This is a genomic window from Streptomyces sp. SudanB182_2057 (assembly GCF_964272715.1).
Taxonomy (GTDB): domain Bacteria; phylum Actinomycetota; class Actinomycetes; order Streptomycetales; family Streptomycetaceae; genus Streptomyces; species Streptomyces rubradiris.
In genome coordinates, this window is the sequence record NZ_OZ186798.1 from 2,785,650 (window position 1) to 2,804,717 (window position 19,068).

Annotated in this window: 18 protein-coding genes and 2 riboswitches; of the genes, 8 read left to right on the forward strand and 10 right to left on the reverse strand. The window is 71.1% G+C overall.

Annotated features, from left to right (window positions below; all coding sequences use genetic code 11):
• Window positions 1-136: 136 nt before the first annotated feature.
• The 8 genes from ACSURM_RS11780 to ACSURM_RS11815 form a co-directional block, all read right to left on the reverse strand.
• Entirely contained in the window at window positions 137-1,483 is a 1,347-nt protein-coding gene (locus tag ACSURM_RS11780; RefSeq protein WP_436954951.1) for an ABC transporter ATP-binding protein, read from the reverse strand.
• On the reverse strand, window positions 1,480-2,571 hold the full coding sequence (locus ACSURM_RS11785; protein WP_436954952.1) for an ABC transporter ATP-binding protein: 1,092 nt from the start codon (window positions 2,569-2,571) through the stop codon (window positions 1,480-1,482). The genes ACSURM_RS11780 and ACSURM_RS11785 overlap by 4 nt, the downstream gene beginning before the upstream one ends.
• Complete coding sequence (locus ACSURM_RS11790) at window positions 2,568-3,575, reverse strand: ABC transporter permease (protein WP_436954953.1); 1,008 nt, start codon at window positions 3,573-3,575, stop codon at window positions 2,568-2,570. Before ACSURM_RS11790 ends, ACSURM_RS11785 begins: the two co-directional genes overlap by 4 nt.
• Before the next feature lie 72 nt (window positions 3,576-3,647).
• Window positions 3,648-5,420 carry an ABC transporter substrate-binding protein gene (locus tag ACSURM_RS11795; RefSeq protein ID WP_436954955.1) on the reverse strand — a complete coding sequence of 591 codons (1,773 nt, stop codon included), beginning with the start codon at window positions 5,418-5,420 and terminating at the stop codon, window positions 3,648-3,650.
• A 35-nt stretch (window positions 5,421-5,455) separates the two neighbouring features.
• Window positions 5,456-6,454 carry an ABC transporter permease gene (locus ACSURM_RS11800; RefSeq protein WP_436954956.1) on the reverse strand — a complete coding sequence of 333 codons (999 nt, stop codon included), beginning with the start codon at window positions 6,452-6,454 and terminating at the stop codon, window positions 5,456-5,458.
• A 350-nt stretch (window positions 6,455-6,804) separates the two neighbouring features.
• A complete protein-coding gene (locus ACSURM_RS11805; RefSeq protein ID WP_436961045.1) occupies window positions 6,805-7,596 on the reverse strand; it encodes an enhanced serine sensitivity protein SseB C-terminal domain-containing protein in 792 nt (263 codons plus the stop codon).
• A gap of 197 nt (window positions 7,597-7,793) precedes the next feature.
• Window positions 7,794-8,573 (reverse strand): enhanced serine sensitivity protein SseB, encoded by a 780-nt coding sequence (locus tag ACSURM_RS11810; protein WP_436954958.1) that lies wholly within the window; start codon window positions 8,571-8,573, stop codon window positions 7,794-7,796.
• Window positions 8,574-8,639: 66 nt separating this feature from the next.
• Window positions 8,640-9,308, reverse strand: a complete 669-nt coding sequence (locus ACSURM_RS11815) for an AAA family ATPase (protein WP_436954960.1) — start codon at window positions 9,306-9,308, stop codon at window positions 8,640-8,642.
• Between the two features lie 177 nt (window positions 9,309-9,485).
• Window positions 9,486-9,591: riboswitch (glycine riboswitch) on the forward strand.
• Window positions 9,592-9,705, forward strand: a riboswitch (glycine riboswitch). It begins immediately after the preceding riboswitch.
• A gap of 41 nt (window positions 9,706-9,746) precedes the next feature.
• On the opposite strand from ACSURM_RS11815, the gene gcvT reads away from it, so the two are divergent.
• The 8 genes from gcvT (at window position 9,747) to ACSURM_RS11855 (ending at window position 17,415) form a co-directional block, all read left to right on the forward strand.
• Window positions 9,747-10,865: a glycine cleavage system aminomethyltransferase GcvT gene (gene gcvT / locus ACSURM_RS11820; protein ID WP_436954962.1), complete on the forward strand. Its 1,119-nt coding sequence runs from the start codon at window positions 9,747-9,749 to the stop codon at window positions 10,863-10,865.
• A 137-nt stretch (window positions 10,866-11,002) separates the two neighbouring features.
• Complete coding sequence (gcvH, locus tag ACSURM_RS11825; protein ID WP_436954964.1) at window positions 11,003-11,380, forward strand: glycine cleavage system protein GcvH; 378 nt, start codon at window positions 11,003-11,005, stop codon at window positions 11,378-11,380.
• 13 nt (window positions 11,381-11,393) lie between these two features.
• Entirely contained in the window at window positions 11,394-12,659 is a 1,266-nt protein-coding gene (gene glyA, locus ACSURM_RS11830) for a serine hydroxymethyltransferase (RefSeq protein ID WP_436954966.1), read from the forward strand.
• A gap of 104 nt (window positions 12,660-12,763) precedes the next feature.
• On the forward strand, window positions 12,764-14,131 hold the full coding sequence (locus tag ACSURM_RS11835) for an L-serine ammonia-lyase (RefSeq protein ID WP_359048657.1): 1,368 nt from the start codon (window positions 12,764-12,766) through the stop codon (window positions 14,129-14,131).
• Between the two features lie 70 nt (window positions 14,132-14,201).
• On the forward strand, window positions 14,202-14,609 hold the full coding sequence (locus tag ACSURM_RS11840; RefSeq protein WP_189756669.1) for a hypothetical protein: 408 nt from the start codon (window positions 14,202-14,204) through the stop codon (window positions 14,607-14,609).
• Window positions 14,596-15,738, forward strand: coding sequence for a WD40 repeat domain-containing protein (locus ACSURM_RS11845; protein ID WP_436954968.1), 1,143 nt, complete (start codon window positions 14,596-14,598; stop codon window positions 15,736-15,738). The genes ACSURM_RS11840 and ACSURM_RS11845 overlap by 14 nt, the downstream gene beginning before the upstream one ends.
• A 53-nt stretch (window positions 15,739-15,791) precedes the next feature.
• Window positions 15,792-16,823, forward strand: coding sequence for a phosphatidylinositol-specific phospholipase C domain-containing protein (locus ACSURM_RS11850; protein ID WP_436954970.1), 1,032 nt, complete (start codon window positions 15,792-15,794; stop codon window positions 16,821-16,823).
• 37 nt (window positions 16,824-16,860) lie between these two features.
• Window positions 16,861-17,415 carry a glycoside hydrolase family 25 protein gene (locus ACSURM_RS11855; RefSeq protein WP_436954972.1) on the forward strand — a complete coding sequence of 185 codons (555 nt, stop codon included), beginning with the start codon at window positions 16,861-16,863 and terminating at the stop codon, window positions 17,413-17,415.
• 19 nt (window positions 17,416-17,434) lie between these two features.
• On the opposite strand, the gene ACSURM_RS11860 is transcribed toward ACSURM_RS11855, so the two are convergent.
• On the reverse strand, window positions 17,435-18,097 hold the full coding sequence (locus tag ACSURM_RS11860) for an NADPH-dependent F420 reductase (protein ID WP_436954974.1): 663 nt from the start codon (window positions 18,095-18,097) through the stop codon (window positions 17,435-17,437).
• 163 nt (window positions 18,098-18,260) lie between these two features.
• Window positions 18,261-18,965 (reverse strand): FadR/GntR family transcriptional regulator, encoded by a 705-nt coding sequence (locus ACSURM_RS11865; protein ID WP_436961047.1) that lies wholly within the window; start codon window positions 18,963-18,965, stop codon window positions 18,261-18,263.
• Window positions 18,966-19,068 lie beyond the last annotated feature (103 nt).

A 19,068-nucleotide genomic window follows, 5' to 3' on the forward strand; every position in this document is an offset into this window, starting at 1 on the left:
GCAGGACCGGCTGAACCTTACAAAGCCAGGTCGGAGTGCGGGTTTCCCTGGTGTGGACAGCCGGATGCCGAACGGGAGAGTGCCATGAGCACTCTCCCGTTCAGGCATGTACGCGACGTGGCCGAGTCGTCACGCGCTACGCGCCGGACGACTCCTCCGCGCCGCTCCCGGTGGCGGGCTTGCCGGGCGCCTTCTTCGTCGCCTTCTCGGCCGTGGACTTCGCGCCGGGGCCGGTCTTCTCCTCGGTGGCCTCCGCCGCCGCTGCGGCCTCGGCGGCTTCGGGAGCCGGGGCGGTGTCGGCGGCCTCGGCGACGGCCTTCGCGGCCGCCGGCTTCGTCTCCGCAGAACCGTCGGAGACGACCGCGTCCGGGACCAGTTCCGACGCCGCCTTCGCCGCCGACAGCAGGACCGTGTCCTGCGGGGCCTGGTCGGCGAAGTTCTCCGGGTGGTGGCAGGCGACCCGCTGGCCCGGCTTCAGCTCGACGAGCTGCGGCTCGGTCGTCCGGCAGATCTCCGTCGCCTTCCAGCAGCGGGTGTGGAACCGGCAGCCGGAGGGCGGGGCGATCGGGGACGGGACGTCGCCGCGCAGCAGGATGCGCTCGTTCTTCTGCCCCCGGCGCTTCGGGTCCGGCACCGGCACCGCCGACATCAGCGCCTTGGTGTACGGGTGCATCGGCGTCTCGTACAGCGAGGTGCGGTCGGCCAGCTCCACGATCTTGCCGAGGTACATCACCGCGATCCGGTCGGAGACGTGCCGGACCACCGAGAGGTCGTGGGCGATGATCACGTAGGTCAGGCCCAGCTCCTGCTGGAGGTCGTCCATCAGGTTCACGACCTGCGCCTGGATCGACACGTCCAGCGCGGAGACCGGCTCGTCCGCCACCACCAGCTTCGGCTTCAGGGCGAGCGCGCGGGCGATGCCGATGCGCTGGCGCTGGCCGCCGGAGAACTCGTGCGGGTAGCGGTTGTAGTGCTCGGGGCTGAGGCCGACCAGGGACAGGAGCCGCTGGACCTCCTTCTTCACCCCGCCCTCCGGCTCCACGCCCTGGAGCCGGAAGGGCGCCGAGACGATCGAGCCGATGGTGTGGCGGGGGTTCAGGGAGCCGTACGGGTCCTGGAAGATCATCTGGATGTCGCGGCGCAGCGGGCGCAGCTGCCCGGTGCTCAGCCGGGTGATGTCCTGGCCCTCGAAGGTGATCTTCCCGCCGGTCGGGTCCTGGAGGCGGGTGATGACCCGGCCCATGGTCGACTTGCCGCAGCCCGACTCGCCGACCACGCCCAGGGTCTCGCCCTTGCGCACCTCGAAGTCGATGCCGTCGACGGCCTTCACGGCGCCGACCTGGCGCCGCAGGATGCCCTTCTTGATCGGGAAGTGCTTCGTCAGGCCCTCGACCCTGAGCAGCACCTCGCGGTCCGCCGAGCCCTGGGAAGCCGACGCCTGCTGAGGGATCGCGGCCTCGTCCGTCTTCTTGGTCTCACTCACAGCTTCGGCGCAATCTCTTCGGTCCAGATCCGCTGGCGGTCCTCGGTCGGGAGGTGACAGGCGGACCAGTGCCCGGCGCTCACCTGCTCCAGCTCGGGGCGCACCGTGCGGGTGACGTTCCCCTTCGGGATGTCCGCGTACGGGCAGCGCGGGTGGAAGGCGCAGCCCGAGGGAACGTTGATGAGGCTCGGCGGCTGGCCCTTGACCGGGATGAGCCGTTCGGAGGTCTCACGGTCGATCCGGGGCATCGAGCCGAGCAGGCCCCAGGTGTAGGGGTGCTGCGGCTCCTCGAAGACCTCGCCGGCCGGACCGCGCTCCACGCACCGGCCGCCGTACATCACCAGGACCTCGTCGGCGATCTCGGCGACCACACCCAGGTCGTGGGTGATCATGATGACCGCGGAGCCGAACTCCTTCTGCAGGTCGCGGATCAGGTCGAGGATCTGCGCCTGGACGGTCACGTCGAGGGCGGTGGTCGGCTCGTCCGCGATGAGCAGCTCGGGGTTGTTGACCAGGGCCATGGCGATCATGGCGCGCTGGCGCATACCGCCGGAGAACTCGTGCGGGTAGCCGTCGACCCGCTTGGCGGGCTCGGGGATGCCGACCCGGTCGAGCATCTCGATGGCCCGGGCGCGGGCGACCTTCTTGCTGACGTCGTGGTGCACCCGGTACGCCTCGACGATCTGGTCGCCGACCTTGTAGTAGGGGTGCATCGCGGACAGCGGGTCCTGGAAGATCATCGCCATCTCCCGGCCGCGCAGCTTGCGCACCTCGTCCGGGGAGGCGGAGACCAGTTCCTTGCCGGCCAGCCGGATCTCGCCGGACATCCGCACGTTCTTGCCGCGCGGGCCGAGCCGGTGCAGGCCCATGATGGCCAGCGAGGTCACCGACTTGCCGGAGCCGGACTCGCCCACGATGGCGAGGGTCTTGCCCTTCTCCAGCGAGAAGCTGACCCCGTCGACCGACTTGACCAGGCCGTCGTCGGTCGGGAAGTGCACCTTGAGGTCGCGGACCTCCAGGAAGGCTTCGGAACGCCGGTCGGCTGCGGGCTCGCCCGTCGCGGCACCGGTCTTGGAGAGTTCGGTCACGAGAGCCTCACCCGCGGGTCGGCGGCGGCGTAGAGCACGTCCACCACAAGGTTTGCGATCACGACGAAGAAGGCGGCGAGCAGGGTCACGCCCAGAATCTTAGGCAGGTCGTTGTCGGTGATGCCCTGCACCGCGTACTCGCCGATGCCGTGCAGCGAGAACACGGACTCGGTGATCACGGCGCCGCCGAGCAGCAGACCGAGGTCCATGCCGAAGACGGTGATGATCGGGGTGAGCGCGGAGCGCAGTCCGTGCTTGACCACCACTCTGCGCTCGACCAGGCCCTTGGCCCGGGCCGTGCGGATGAAGTCCTCGTTCATCGTCTCCAGCATCCCCGAGCGGGTCAGCCGGGCGTAGATGGCGGAGTACAGCAGGGCGAGCGAGCACCAGGCCAGGAAGAGGGTGTTGGCCCACTGCGCCGGGTTCTCCGTGAACGGGACGTAGGTGCGCCCGAAGATCGGGATCTGGACGGTGAAGAGCAGCTGCGCCAGCTTGCCCGTGAAGAACATGGGCAGCGAGACACCGGCGAGCGCGACGCCCATGAAGAGGCGGTCGAAGAACGAGCGCGGCTTCAGGGCGGAGATCACGCCGACCACCACACCGGAGAGGAGCCACAGCACGGCGGCGCCTCCGGCCAGCGAGGCCGTGACCGGGATGCGGGAGGTCAGCTCCGGCCAGACCGCCTGGTGGTTCTTGAAGGAGTAGCCGAAGCACGGCGCGTCGCAGCGCACCGTGGTCGGGCCGAGGTCGTACGTGGCGCCGGCCACGATCCCCTTGATGAAGTGCCAGTACTGGACGTAGACGGGCTGGTCCAGACCGAGGTTGTGCTTGACCGCGGCGATGTCCGCCTTCGACGGGCTCTTGCCGATGTACTGCTGTGCCAGCTGGTCCGCCGTCTGGCCGGCGAGTCGCGGCAGCAGGAAGAAGATGGCGAAGGTGACCGCGGAGACGACCAGCAGCAGGATCACTGCCGCGAACGTCCGGCGGAGGATGTACGAGATCACGGGGGCCGGCGCTGGTGCCCGCGGGCCGGGGGGCCCGCGGGCACCAATGCCTTCACCTGCCTTCCGGGGCTGCTACTTCGACGCGACGCCGATGTTGAGGTAGTCGTACTGACCGCTGAAGGCCGCCGTGGAAACCAGGTTGGTGTAGTTCTGCGGACGGCCCAGCAGGACCTTGAAGTAGGTCAGCGGGACGAGGACGGAGTCGTCCATGGTCTTCTTGTCGATCTGGGTGTAGAGGCTGTTGCGCTCGCCGGTGTCCTGCGTGCCGATCGCCTTGCTCAGCAGGTCGTTGACTTCCTTGCTGTCGTACAGCGACAGGTTGGTGTTGCCGGACTGGCTGATCGCCTTGCCGTTCAGGATCTGCTGGAGGAAGCCGTAGCCGGAGGGCCAGTCGGCGCCCCACTGCATCATGATCAGACCGACGTTCTGCTTCTTGATGAAGTTGGGCACGCCCGCGTAGTCGGTCAGGTACTTGCCCGACGGGTACTGCTTGAGGCTGGCGTTGATGCCGACCTTCTTCAGCGAGTTGATGATCGCCGTGGCGGCGTCGATCTCCTGCGGACGGTCCGAACGGGCCGTGATGTTGGTGGAGATCGAGGTCTGGCCGCAGGCCTTCAGCAGGTCCTTGGCCTTGGCGATGTCGCCCTTGTTGTCCTTGGTGGCGTAGGCGTCGGCCTTGGTGTAGCCCGGGATGTCCGGGGGCAGGACGGTGGAGGCGATCTCACCGCGGACCGGGCCGCCCTCGGCGGTCTGCACCGAGACCTTGTCGATGGCGTACTGCACGGCCTTGCGGCACTCGGGCTTGTCGAACGGCTTCAGCTTGGTGTTGATCGCCAGGTAGACGAGACGGCCGCCGTAGGTGTTGTCCGTGTTGGCCTTCTTGGCGGGGTCGGTGAGCACATCGGCCTGGGTGGAGGCCTGGACACCGCCGCCGACCAGGTCGATGGCGTTGCCCGCCATGACGTCCTGGTCGATGGTCTCCGGGTTGACCTTCAGCTTGACGACGATCTTGTCCGGGAGCTGCTTGCGCAGCGGGTCGGTCTTCGGGTCCCAGTTCTCGTTGCGCACGAGCACGGCCTGCTTGCCGTCCTCGTAGCTCTGGAACTTGTACGAGCCGGAGGACACGATGTGCTTGATGTAGTCGACGCCGGTGTCCTTGGCCTTCGGGACCGGGGCCGTCTGCGGGGTGGCGACCAGGTAGTCGAACTCCTGGAAGGCCTGCTTCAGGTGGAAGACGATCGTGGTGTCGTCCGGGGTCTCGATGGAGGACAGGCCCTTGTCGCTCTTGTCCTTGTACGGGCCCTTGTACTTGTCGCCGTCGGCCATGAACTGCTGGAAGTAGTTCGGGCCGAGGGAGAGCACGTCACGCGCGAAGTTGGAACGCTCGACCGCGTACTTGACGTCCTTCGCGGTGATCGGCGTGCCGTCCTCGTACTTCAGGCCCGGACGCAGCTTGTACGTCCAGGTCTTGCCGCCGTCGCTCGGCTGACCCTTGCTCGCCGCGAGGTCCGGGACCAGGGTGTTGCCCTCGTCGCCGGGGCCGGGCTTGAAGGTCATCAGCGGACGGGCGTACAGCCGGCTGAGGTTGTACATGTACGCGTAGTACGTGTTGCCCGGGTCGAAGGAGTCCGGGACGTCGGACATCTCGTAGGTGACCGTGCCACCCTTCTTGTCCGACGCGTTCACGACGCCCTTGGTCGCGGCGTTGGCCCCGGCCGACTTGGTGCCGTTCTCATTGGTGTTGTCATCGGCCTTGCTGCAACCCGCAAGAAGCAGGCTGGCGGAGCCGATGGCCGCGATCGCGGCCAGCGCTGACCTTCGCATGATGGGCGCTTTCCCCTCCATTGATTGAAAACTTGTCGGGCTCTCGGCAGCAGGCGTCAGCGGCTGCGCGGGTCGAGAGCGTCGCGGAGACCGTCGCCGAGCAGGTTGAACGCCAGCACGGTGATGAAGATGGCGAGGCCGGGGACGATCATGTACTGGGGGTCGACCTGGTAATAGGTGACCGCCTCGCGCAGCATGCCGCCCCAGGACGCCTGCGGGGGCTGGATGCCGACGCCGAGGAAGCTCAGCGACGCCTCGAAGATGATGTTGGTCGGGATCAGCAGCGTCGAGTAGACGATGATCGGGCCGACCAGGTTCGGCATCAGTTCCCGGAAGAGGATGTACGGCGCCTTGGCGCCCATGCCCCGGGCCGCGTCGACGAACTCGCGCTCGCGCAGGGCGAGGGTCTGGCCGCGCACGATCCGGCCCAGATAGGGCCAGTTGAAGAAGCCGATGACGAAGATGAGCACGCTCAGGTGGAGCGGCAGGCCGTTGAGGCCGAAGGCGCCGCCCTGGAGGGTGGCGGAGATGGCGATCGCGAAGAGCAGGAGGGGGAAGGCGAGGAAGGTGTCCATCAGCCGGCTGATGATCGAGTCCACCCGGCCGCCGTAGTAGCCCGCGACGACACCCATGATCGCGCCGATGACGTTGGACAGGACGGTGGCGCCGAAGGCGACCACCAGCGACACCCAGGAGCCCTCGAGGATGCGGGTGGCGATGTCCCGGCCGAACTTCGGGTCCACACCGAGCGGGTGGTCCGCGCTCATGCCGCCCCAACTGCCCGTGGGCAGCGAGGTGTCCGGGGTGATCAGGTCCTGGTGGAAGGCGTTGGGGTCGAGGCCGAACAGGGCCTGGATGGGGCGCGAGAGGACGGCGAGGAGGATCAGCAGGATCACGATGACGCCGCCGGCGACGGCGGCCTTGTCCTTCTTGAACCGGGTCCAGGCGATCTGGCCCAGGGAACGACCCTCGATCTGCCCCTTACCGGCACCCTCCAGCACAGCCTCCGGCTGCGCCTCGGCTGCCGCCCCGGTGGTCTCGATCGGTGCGGTCACGGTGAGCGACCCCTCTCGCCGGTGGTGACCGGCCTGCGCCTGCCGCGGATTGCGGCTTTGTCGACTTGCCATCGATCACAAGGCCGTCGGCCTGGTGTCTGAGTCGCGAGTCTTCAGCGTCGTTGTGATCACCCGCCAGAGCTGGCGGCGAAAGTATGCGCAACCGTGATGCAGTACGGGGGATTCCGTTATCCGAACAGTGGGTAACGGCCCCCGGACGCGGGCCAGTTGGGGCAGATCGGCGAATCTACGCGGTTCGGGAGGTTCGACCGATGTCTACGCGCGCAGAGGAGTTCTTCTCCCGTGCATTGTGCGGGCCGGTCAACAAACCTGTCACCGCGCCCAGTTGCTCAGTAGCCGCCGTGCGCCGGCGGATAGCCGTAGCCGCCGGCCGGGGCCTGCGGCGGGGCCGGCACCTGGAGCGGGGGCTGCTGCGGGGGCACCGGGGCGTGCGCCTCGCGGTCGTAGAAGGGGCGGGCGTTGACCCGCAGCCACATCACCACCGGGTCGTGGTCGTCGGTCATGGCGACCGTCGAGACCGGCAGGCCCTCCGGGACCGCGCCGATGGACTGCTGCATCATGGCGCGCACCGAGTCGACCGCGGCGGGCGAGGTGTCGTACACGTCCAGGCCGATGGCGAGGTAGGGCGCCCCGAGCGCGGGCTGCACCCAGGCGCGGCGCAGCGAGCGCAGCGCGGGGGTGCGGTGCGCGTTCTGCGCGAGCAGGGCGTAGAACTGCGGGATCTCGATGCCGGGTTCGGACAGCCGCAGCGGGCCGGCGGGCTGGCGGTCCAGGCCGGTGGCGATGCGGCGCAGGTCCGCCCAGGGGATGCCGACGCCGCCGCCCGGCGCGTGCGGATTGAGCCAGAGGCCGTAGTGGTCGGGGTAGAGGGTGCGGGCCACGTCCAGGCCGTCGGCCACCTCGTAGGAGCGGTTCCAGCCGCTGGCCGACAGCTCCTGGGCGGAGGTCACGCAGGGGGCGTAGGGGAAGCCGTCCACCTCCATGTTCCCGTACTGGGCGTCCGGGGCGCCGGCCTGGCCGTGCCACAGGAGCATGAAGACCTGGCCGGAGGTGGGAGTGGCGAGAGCGCGCAGCAAGGCCTCGTAGGCGTCGTAGCGTCCGGGCGTGACCTGGCGCAGCATGTGCTCGACGCTGCCGCTGTGGCTCGCGCTCACCTGGTGTGCCCCTTCTTTTGTGTGTCCCGGCGTTTGAGCACAGCTTATGCGCCTAGTAGCTCGGGGCCTTTTGTTCGATCGCGTGTGCGGGTGCGTGGGAGTTGCTCGCGCCCCGCGGCGGAGCCGCATATCGGACACAGCCCCGCGCCCCTTCGGGGCTCGGTTCAGTGGGCGTAGGTGTAGAACGGGCGGACGTTCGTCTTCAGCCACGTCGCCACCGGGTCGTCCGTCACGTCCAGCAGGACCAGGTTGACCGGCCACTTGACGGGGACCTCGGCCAGGGCCTTGCCGAGGGCCTGGAGGGGGAGGGCGCGCAGGTCGCCTTCCCACTGGGAGAGTTCGACGCCCACGAACATCGCCGGATCGTCCGTCTCGACGGCGGCCAGGCAGCGGCGGGCGGTGAGGACCACGCCGGTGTTGGCGAACTCGGCGGAGGCGGCGGCGAGGAAGTCCACCGGGTCGTCCTGCCAGTCGGGCTCGAAGAGGCGGACCCGGCCGCCGGTGCCGGGGCCGTCGAGCGGGGTGCGGCCCACCCGGCACAGCTCGGCCACGGCCTGGGGCGGCAGCGGTATGCCGACCACGCCCTCGGGGTTGACGGCGATGCCGACCTGCGGGGGCAGGCCGCGGGCGAACTCCACCGCCGGGGCGATGGTGTACGCCATGTGGGAGCCGGCCACCTGGCGGAGCTGTTCCTCGGAGCTGAACACCGGGACGTACGTCTGGCCGTCGATGTCGAGCGTCGGCAGGTCCAGCGGGACGCTGTCCGGGCCCCCGCCATTGGGCAGCGGGATCCACAGGAAGCTGCGGCCGAGGACCTCGACGATCCGGCCGCCCGCCGCGGGGATGCCGAGGGAGGCCGACAACACCTCCTCCAGCTCGTTGCCGGGCCAACCGCCGTGCGGGTGCGGGTGCGCCTGTGCCGGGAAGTCCGCCGGGAAGTCCATGTGCCTACCGCCTGCTGGGAACCACTGCTGTGACCATGAAGGCTAGCGGGTGGCTGTGACAGTGCCTCACCGAGTGAAGCCGACGCGGGCGAGGACGTCCGCCGCGTCCCGGTCCAGCAGCACCGCCGCGCCGCAGCCGGCCGGCAACTGCCCCTTCTCCACCGCGCGCAGCAGCCGGGCGGTGGCGCGGCGGTGGCGGCGGAAGGCGTAGCGGGAGACGCCCCGGCCGCGCTCGCGCTGGCCCCGCCGGGCGGTCTCGGGGCTGACGTCGAGGAGGAGCAGGTGCAGGGTGCCGCCCCGGCGCCGGGCCGCGCGGGCCAGCCAGGCGCGCACCCACGGCTGGGTGCCGCAGTCGTGCACGACGAGCCCCTCCCCGGTGCGCAGGGCGCGGCGCAGTCCGGCGTAGTGGGCGAGGCGGACCAGGGGGCGGTAGAGCGCGTACGGCAGGAAGCCGGGGACGCGGGCCTGCCAGCGGTCCCGGGTGTCCTGGGAGTCGACGCGGCGGCCGGGGACCGCGCGGCGCATCAGGGTGGACTTGCCGCTGCCGGGCAGGCCGGTGACGACCACCAGGTCACGGGGGCCGAAGAGCAGGGCGTGCGGGCTGCGGCCGGCGCGGTCGCGCAGATCGCGGACGACCGGCGCGGGGCGGTCCGCGCCGCGTTCGCGGACCGCCGCGGAGGGCTGTCCCGGCACCGCGAGGCCGGCGTGGGCGGCGTAGGCCGAGGTCCTGTTCACCGTGATCGTCCTCCCGAGGGCTCGATCGATCCCATGCCCGTTTCGTGTAAAGGAAAGGTAATGGAGAACGGTCGGCGGTTCGTGTGCGTACGGCCACAGGTCGGTCACGAGCGGCACGCTCTGGATGGCCGGGGTGTGGCGTGCAATGATGAGCCCGCCAACTGCATACCGGCCGTTTGAATCCGCGCGGGAGAGTTCCCGGGCCCCCCTCGGGGCCGCCTGGGGCGCCGAAGGAGCAAGTCCCTCCCTTGAATCTCTCAGGCCCCGTTACCGCGCGGGCGAGGCACATCTGAAAAGCGGGCCGCCGTCGCCGGCGGCTCCACCCAAGGTGCAAGCCGTGATCGTCCTCGTGGCGGTGGCGGCGAACCTCTCAGGTTCCGATGACAGATGGGGAGGAACGTTCCTCGCCCGTCCTTTGCCCTGGGAGACGACCGACCGATGAGCAGTACCGAACCCCGTCATACCGCGCTCGACGCCGTGCACCGCTCGCTGGGCGCGACGATGACCGACTTCGCCGGCTGGGACATGCCCCTGCGCTACGGCTCCGAGCGCGACGAGCACCTCGCCGTGCGCACCCGGGCCGGTCTGTTCGACCTCTCCCACATGGGCGAGATCACCGTCACCGGCGCCGAGGCCGCCGCCTTCCTGAACCACGCCCTGGTCGGCAACATCGCCTCGGTCGGGGTCGGCCGTGCCCGCTACACCATGATCTGCCAGGCCGACGGCGGCATCCTGGACGACCTGATCGTCTACCGGCTGGCCGAGACCGAGTACATGGTCGTGGCCAACGCCTCCAACGCCCAGGTGGTGCTGGACGCCCTCACCGAGCGCGCGGCCGGCTTCGCCGCCGAGGTCCGCGACGACCGGGACGCCTACGCGCTGATCGCCGTGCAGGGCCCCGAGTCCCCCGGCATCCTGAAGTCGCTCACCGACGCCGACCTGGACGGCCTGAAGTACTACGCCGGGCTGCCCGGCACGGTCGCCGGCGTCCCGGCGCTGATCGCCCGCACGGGGTACACCGGCGAGGACGGCTTCGAGCTGTTCGTGAAGCCGGAGCACGCCGTCGGCCTGTGGCAGGCGCTCACCGAGGCCGGCGCGGGCGTCGGCCTGGTCCCGTGCGGGCTGTCCTGCCGGGACACGCTGCGCCTGGAGGCGGGCATGCCGCTGTACGGGCACGAGCTGACCACCTCCCTGACCCCCTTCGACGCCGGGCTGGGCCGCGTGGTCAAGTTCGACAAGGAGGGCGACTTCGTGGGCCGCGCGGCGCTGGCCGAGGCCGCCGAGCGGGCCGGGCAGAACCCGCCCCGGGTGCTGGTCGGGCTGGTCGCCGAGGGCCGCCGGGTGCCGCGCGCCGGGTACGCCGTGGTGGCCGGCGGCCAGGTGATCGGCGAGGTCACCTCGGGCGCCCCCTCCCCCACCCTGGGCAAGCCGATCGCCATGGCCTACGTCGACGCGGCGCACGCGGCGCCGGGCACCGAGGGCGTCGGCGTGGACATCCGGGGCACCCACGAGCCGTACCAGGTCGTGGCGCTGCCGTTCTACAAGCGCCAGAAGTAACCGCCGCCCGCGCCCGCTCCGGCCCGGGGCACCGGCCCGAGGGCGGCGCGTGAGCCTGCGCACATTCGCCCGCTCACCAGCGGTTTCCTCAGTCCCCCCGTCACCATCACTCCCGCGCGTACAGGAGAATTCAGGCCATGAGCAACCCCCAGCAGCTGCGCTACAGCAAGGAGCACGAGTGGCTGTCGGACGCCCAGGAGGGCGTCTCGACGGTCGGCATCACGGAGCACGCGGCCAACGCGCTCGGCGATGTCGTCTTCGTCCAGCTCCCCGAGGCCGGCTCCACGGTGACCGCGGGCGAGTCCTGCGGCGAGCTGGAGTCCACCAAGTCGGTCTCCGACCTGTACTCGCCGGTCACGGGTGAGGTCACCGAGATCAACGAGGACGTCGTCAACGACCCGTCGCTGGTGAACTCGGCCCCCTTCGAGGGCGGCTGGCTGTTCAAGGTACGCGTCACGGAGGAGCCGGCCGAGCTGCTCTCCGCCGACGAGTACACCGCCTTCACCGCCGGCTGAGGAGTCGTACCCCATGACTGTTCTGAACACGCCCCTGCACGAGCTGGACCCGGAGATCGCCGCCGCGGTCGACGCCGAGCTGAGCCGCCAGCAGTCGACGCTGGAGATGATCGCCTCCGAGAACTTCGCGCCGCTCGCGGTCATGGAGGCGCAGGGTTCGGTCCTCACCAACAAGTACGCCGAGGGCTACCCGGGCCGTCGCTACTACGGCGGCTGCGAGCACGTCGACGTGGCCGAGCAGATCGCCATCGACCGGGTCAAGGAGCTGTTCGGCGCCGAGTACGCCAATGTGCAGCCCCACTCCGGCGCCTCCGCGAACCAGGCGGCCCTGTTCGCGCTGGCCCAGCCCGGGGACACCATCCTCGGCCTGGACCTGGCGCACGGCGGCCACCTCACCCACGGCATGCGGCTGAACTTCTCCGGCAAGCAGTTCGACGTGGTCGCCTACCACGTGGACGCCGAGACCGGCCTGGTCGACATGGCCGAGGTGGAGCGGCTCGCCAAGGAGCACCGCCCCAAGGTGATCATCGCGGGCTGGTCGGCGTACCCCCGGCAGCTGGACTTCGCGGAGTTCCGCCGGATCGCCGACGAGACCGGCGCGTACCTGTGGGTCGACATGGCGCACTTCGCCGGCCTGGTCGCCGCCGGTCTGCACCCGAACCCGGTGGAGTACGCCGACGTGGTCACCTCCACGACCCACAAGACGCTCGGCGGCCCGCGCGGCGGCATCATCCTCGCGAAGAAGGACTTCGCGAAGAAGCTGAACTCCTCCGTCTTCCCAGGCTTCCAGGGCGGTCCGCTGGAGCACGTGATCGCGGCCAAGGCGGTGTCCTTCAAGGTCGCGGCGGGCGAGGACTTCAAGGAGCGCCAGCGCCGTACGGTGGACGGCGCCCGCGTCCTCGCCGAGCGGCTGACCGCGGCCGATGTGCGCGAGGCCGGGGTGAACGTGCTGTCCGGCGGCACGGACGTGCACCTGGTCCTGGTGGACCTGCGCGAGAGCGAGCTGGACGGGCAGCAGGCCGAGGACCGGCTGCACGAGGTCGGCATCACGGTCAACCGCAACGCCGTCCCGAACGACCCGCGCCCGCCGATGGTCACCTCGGGGCTGCGCATCGGCACCCCGGCGCTGGCCACGCGCGGTTTCACGGCCGAGGACTTCGCCGAGGTCGCGGACGTGATCGCGGAGACGCTGAAGCCGTCGTACGACGCCGAGGCGCTCAAGGCGCGCGTCAAGGCGCTCGCCGACAAGCACCCGCTGTACCCGGGTCTGAGCAAGTAAGTCACGTTTCGCGGGGCACCGCGCACACTGGGAGTACCGGCGTGCGCGGTGCCCGCGCCCCTGTACCGACCCTTTCGCACCACCCCCGTATTGAGGAGTCCTCCGTGGCCATCTCGGTCTTCGACCTGTTCTCGATCGGCATCGGCCCGTCCAGCTCCCACACGGTCGGCCCGATGCGCGCGGCGCGCATGTTCGCCCGCCGGCTGCGCAACGAGGGCCTGCTCGGCTCCGTCGCCTCCCTGCGCTGCGAGCTGTACGGCTCGCTCGGCGCGACCGGCCACGGCCACGGCACCCCGAAGGCGGTGCTGCTCGGCCTGGAGGGCGCCTCGCCGCGCACGGTGGACGTGGAGACGGCCGACGAGCGGGTGGAGAAGATCCGGCAGGCGGGCCGGATAGCGCTGCTCGGCGAGCACGAGATCCCGTTCTCCTACGACGACGACCTGGTCCTGCACCGCCGCAAGGCGCTGCCGTACCACGCGAACGGCATGACCCTGTGGGCGTACGACGCCTCGGGCACCGAGCTGGTGACGAAGACGTACTACTCGGTCGGCGGCGGTTTCGTGGTCGACGAGGACGCGGTGGGCGCGGACCGGATCGTGCTGGACGACACGGTCCTGAAGTACCCGTTCCGCACGGGCGACGAGCTGCTGCGCCTGACCAAGGAGACCGGCCTGTCGATCTCCTCGCTGATGCTGGAGAACGAGCGGGCCTGGCGCACCGAGGAGGAGATCCGCGCGGGCCTGCTGGAGATCTGGCGGGTGATGCGCGAGTGCGTCCAGCGCGGCATGTCCCGGGAGGGCATCCTGCCCGGCGGGCTGAAGGTGCGCCGCCGCGCGGCCGTCTCGGCCCGCCAGCTGCGCGCCGAGGGCGACCCGCTGGCGCACGCCATGGAGTGGATCACGCTCTACGCCATGGCGGTGAACGAGGAGAACGCGGCCGGCGGCCGGGTGGTGACGGCCCCCACCAACGGCGCGGCCGGCATCATCCCGGCGGTGCTGCACTACTACATCGACTTCGTGCCGGGCGCGGACGAGGACGGCGTGGTCCGCTTCCTGCTCGCCGCCGGGGCGATCGGCATGCTCTTCAAGGAGAACGCCTCCATCTCCGGCGCCGAGGTCGGCTGCCAGGGCGAGGTGGGCTCCGCCTGCTCCATGGCGGCGGGCGCGCTCGCCGAGGTGCTCGGCGGCTCCCCCGAGCAGGTGGAGAACGCGGCCGAGATCGGCATGGAGCACAACCTGGGCCTGACCTGCGACCCGGTCGGCGGCCTGGTCCAGATCCCGTGCATCGAGCGCAACGGCATGGCCGCGGTGAAGGCGGTCACGGCCGCGAAGATGGCGATGCGCGGCGACGGCTCCCACAAGGTGTCCCTGGACAAGGTCATCAAGACCATGAAGGACACCGGCGCCGACATGAGCGTGAAGTACAAGGAGACGGCCCGGGGCGGCCTGGCGGTCAACATCATCGAGTGCTGAACCGGTACGATTTCCGACCACGCCGTCACAAATAGCTTTTTTCGCGTCACCGAGAGCTAACATCCGTAGCGTGATCGACCTGTACCCCGCGCTGTGGGGACTGCTCGGCAGCAGTGTGGCCGAAGCGCTCAACCTCTCGGCGCTGATGCGTCCGACGGGTCCGCGCAGCCGCTGGCGCTGGCCCTGGCGCACCCGTGCCGACCGGCCGGTGATGCTGGTGGCCATCGGGCTGCGGCTGTTCGCCGGGTTCGGTCTCACCGCGGCGCTGGGGAACTCCGGTCAGCTGCCGAACGCGACCGCCGCGTTCGCCGTGGGGGTGACCACCCCGCTGGTCGTGGCGAAGTTCTTCCAGGCGATCCCGATCACCGGCGCGGGCGCGGGTCAGCAGCCCGAGCCCCCGCTGCCCACCGCCCGGCAGGCCGGCGCGGATGCCGAAGAGGCGCTGTCGCAGCCGAGGGGGTCCAGTGCCGCGAGCTGACAGCGCGCTCGGTCGTTTGGTACTGGCGCTGGCCGTCCGCCCTGCCGACCTGCCGCCGGTGCGGCACGCGGGCCCCGGCACGCGGCTGGTCGCCGCCCTGGGGACGCGCCCGGTGCCGCCGGGGACGGCGCCGGTCCCGGCACGGCACCGGCTGGGGTCCCGGGGCCGGTGGTTTCCGGGCCTGCTCACCGCCTGGCTGGTCGCCCTGACGTGTCTGACGGCCGCCGCCGTGCTGCCCGGCCCCTGGCGGGGGGTGGCGCCGGGGCAGGTCCAGCCGCCCGGCCCGGAGCACTGGAGCCTGACCGCCGCCGGGCGGCTCGGTCCGCGCGGGCGGGCCGAGGCGCTGGCGTTCACCCCGGACGGGCGGCTGCTGGTGACGGTCACCCGGACCTCGGCCAGTACCTGGGACGTGGCGGACCCCGGACGCCCCGAACGCGTCCCGGTCCCGGCGGGCGTGCGCCGGGTGACGGCCGTCACGACGAGTCCGGACGGCCGCACGCTGGTGGCGGCCGGGGGGGCGGACGTGCGGGCGCTCGCCGTCGGCTCGGGGGTGACCCGGTGGTCCGTCGACGGTGCCCCGATGGAGGTGAAGGCGGTGGCGGCGGGCCGGGACCGGGTCGTCCTCGCCGACTCGGGCACGACCGGCCCGGCCCGGCTGGCGGAGCTGCGCCTGGACACGGGCCGGCCGCCGCGGCCGACCACCCTGAGCCGGCTGCGCCAGGCGGTCGCCGCCGCCCAGTTCTCCGCCGACGGCCGCACCCTCGCCGTCGCCGGTGCCGAGGGGTCGGTGCGGCTGTGGGACGTGTCGGATCCCCGGCGCCCCGAGGCGGCGGGTCCCGCCTTCGGCGGCCCGGGGGGGCGCACGACCGCGCTCGCCTTCAGTCCCGACGCCCGGCTGCTGGCGACCGTCGATTCCGCGCGGACCGTGCGGCTGTGGGACGTCACCGACCGCGCGCGGCCCCGCCCGCTGGGCCGTCCGCTCGGTGACGGGGCCGAGCGCGTCACCGCGCTCGCCTTCAGCCCGGACGCCCGGCTGGTGGCCACCGTGGGGGCCGACGGGACGGCCAGCCTGTGGTGGCGCTCGCCGGTTACGGAGGCCGATGTTCCTCCAGGGGCTACCACGCGGTAACCGATCACCCCTAGGCTGCCGCCAACTCGGCGTCGGCCAAGGGGAGTTCGGTCATGCGTGGGGTGAGACGACTGGTGGCGCTCGCGGGGGCCGCCGCGGTGCTGGCGGTGGCGCCGGTGAACGCCCAGGCGGCGTCACCGAAGTTCTCCGGGACGACGGCCATCGGCACGCACAACGCGTACGAGAAGGACAAGTACCCGTACTTCGCGCAGGCGTTGGACTCCGGCGCCGCGCTGCTGGAGCTGGACGTGTACGTCGACAGCATCAGCCACCGCTGGCGGGTCAGCCACAGCAACCCGCTGGGCAACGACAACAACTGCGAGGCCGCCAAGACGCCGAGCGAGCTGTACAGCAAGAGCCGTAACCAGGACCTCGGCAGCTGTCTGGACAACATGGCCGCCTGGAACCGGCTGCACCCCGACCATCCGCCGATCGTCGTCAAGGTGGAGATGAAGGTCGGCTTCAACGACAAGGCGGGCATGGGCCCGGACGAGTTCGACACGCTCGTCGCACAGAAGCTGGGCGGCGACGTCTACAAACCGGCGGATCTGCTCGGCGGCACCTATGCCACGCTGGACGCGGCGGCGAAGGCCGACGCCTGGCCGGCCCGGGACGCGCTGAAGGGCAAGTTCCTCTTCGATCTGATCCCCGGCACGGTGGAGCAGGCCAACCCGTTCGACAGCTACTGGACGGACGAGGAGTACGGCGACCGTCTGCGCGACCTGTCCGCGGCCGGGAACATCTCCGCTGCCCAGGCCTTCCCCGCCGTGCTGGGCGCGGCGAACGGCGACCCGCGCACCAGCCGCTACGACGCCTCGATCCGGCCCTGGTTCGTGTTCTTCGACGGCGACGCGGCGACCTACGCCGACAACGGCTACGACACCTCGTTCTACGCCGCGAACCACTACATACTGATCGCCACCGACGCCCACAACGTGTCCCCGGCGATCTCCTCCACCAACCCGACGGACGCCGAAGTCGCCGCCCGGATCGCGTTGTTGGCCAAGGGCCATGCGAGCCTGATCACTTCGGACTGGTCGGCGAAGTCCGCGTCCGTACTCGGTTCGGTGACGGCCCGGGGCTGAATGTTCCGGCCACGGGCCGACAGGGCACAACCCCTGCATGCTCCATGGCATCGACGTCAGCGCCTTCCAGTCCTCCTCCTATGCCACGGACGGCCTCTCCTTCGTCTTCGTCAAGGCGACGGAGGGCCGTTCGTACGTCAATCCCAGGCTCGCGGCCCAGACCAAGCGAGGGCGTGACGCGGGCCTGGTCGTCGGCTTCTACCACTTCCTGTGGCCGGGCCACATCACCGCCCAGGCCGAGTACTTCCTGCGGCACGCCCCGGACCGCCCCGGCGATGTCCTCGCCGTCGACTGGGAGAACACCGGCGAGGGGACCCACGCGAGCAACGCGGAGAAGGACCGCTTCATCCGCAGGCTGAAGGAGCTGCGGCCGGACAACCGGGTCGTGCTCTACTGCAACCGCCACTTCTGGCTGAACATCGACACCACGTCCTACGCCGGGGACGGGCTGTGGATCGCCGACTACGTCACCAAGGGCAAGCCCCGGATCAAGGCAAAGTGGCGGTTCCACCAGTACACCAGCGAGCCCCTCGACAAGAACGTGGCCCGGTTCGCGGACAAGGACGAGCTGCGCGACTGGGCCACGCCCTAGCGGCCGGGCGGCGGTCTTCTCAGTACCGGAAGTCCGCCGGGCGCTGCGGGGACGCCTTGCTCAGGGCCTCCCGTACCGCGTCCGCGCCCGCCCGCAGGGCGTAGACCGGAGTGTCCGGCTGCTGGCGCCAGGACTCGTCGATGCCGCCGGCGTCGACCGTGTCGAAGCCGATCTCGTCGATCAGGGCGCGCACCTTCGCCTTGGCGGCCTCGTCGTCCCCGGCGACGGGCAGCGCCATGCGGTCGGGGTGGCCGGCGGGCAGCGGGCGGTCCAGGATGTCCTCGGCGTAGGTGCCGTTGAACGCCTTGATCACGGGGTGGCCGAGGTGCTGCTCGACCCAGCGGCTCTCGGTCAGGCCCCCGTCCTCGATGGCGTCGATCCGGCCGTCGCGCTGCTTGGGGTAGTAGTTGTTCGTGTCGATCACCGCGGCCCCCTCGGCCGCTCCGTCCAGCAGGCCCGCGGGGAGGTCCGGGACCGCCTTCAGGGGGACGGTGACGACGACGATCTCGGCGCCCTCGGCCGCGTCCTCGGCGCGCACCGGGGTGGCGCCGGTCTCCCGCGCCAGGTCCTTCAGGGTCTCGGGGCCGCGGGAGTTGGCGACGGAGACGTCGTGGCCGAGGGCGGTGAGCCGCCGGGTGAGGTTGCCGCCGATGTTCCCCGCGCCGATGATGCCGATCTTCATGGCCGACCTTCCGCCGGTTGATGCACGTGCATGCTTCTGTCGTCCTGGGCAACCTCGCGGGCGGCCGCCCTATTCCGCCACCGGAAAACCCCAGGCCGCCGTAGCCGTGGCCGGTCGGCGGCCGCCCCGCGGGACCGGCGCCGGCGGGGAACGCCCGTACCGGCTACGGCGCCTCCTCGCCCCCCGCCCGCAACAGGCCGAGCGTCGACTCCAGCTCGGCGTGCAGGACGGCCGCCGCCGCCTCCGGCTCACCGGCGACGACTGCTTCGACCAGGCCCGTGTGGGTGCGGTCGCCGGTGCCGGGGTCGGTCTCGCGGAGGCTGGTGAGGTCCAGGACGGCGATCAGACCCTCGCGCAGGACGGGGACGAACTCGGTGAACAGATCGGACAGGACCGGGTTGTGGGCGGCGGTGACCACGGCCGCGTGCAGGGCGATGTCGGCCTCCACGAAGGCCGCGTCGTCGGCCGCGACGGCCGCGCGGCGGCCCTCGAGCGCGGCCCGCAGCGCGGCGATGTCCTCCGGGGTGCGGCGGCGCGCGGCGAGCCGGGCCGCCTGGACCTCGACGCCCATGCGGACCTCGTACACGTCGGTGACCGCGGCCCGGCGCAGCCGGGCGGGCCAGTCCTCGGCGGGCTCGGTGGCGATGACGAACACCCCGGCGCCGTGCCGGGACCGGACCAGGCCGGCGCCGGCGAGGGCGCGCAGGGCCTCGCGGACCGTGGAGCGCCCCACCCCCAGCTCCTTGGCCAGCGTGGTCTCGCCGGGCAGCTTGCCGCCGACCGGCCAGTGTCCGGCCGCGATCTGTTCGCGCAGGCGCTGCGCGGCCTGTTCGGCCAACGGGCTGGGGCGGAGGGCGCCGAGCGGCATGGGGGTCACCAACTTGTCCGAGGGGTGCGGGTCTTGCCCGCCGATTCTCACTTGTCTGAGGAGCTGAGGAGTGGATAGCGTACCCCGCATGTTCCGCGGTCTG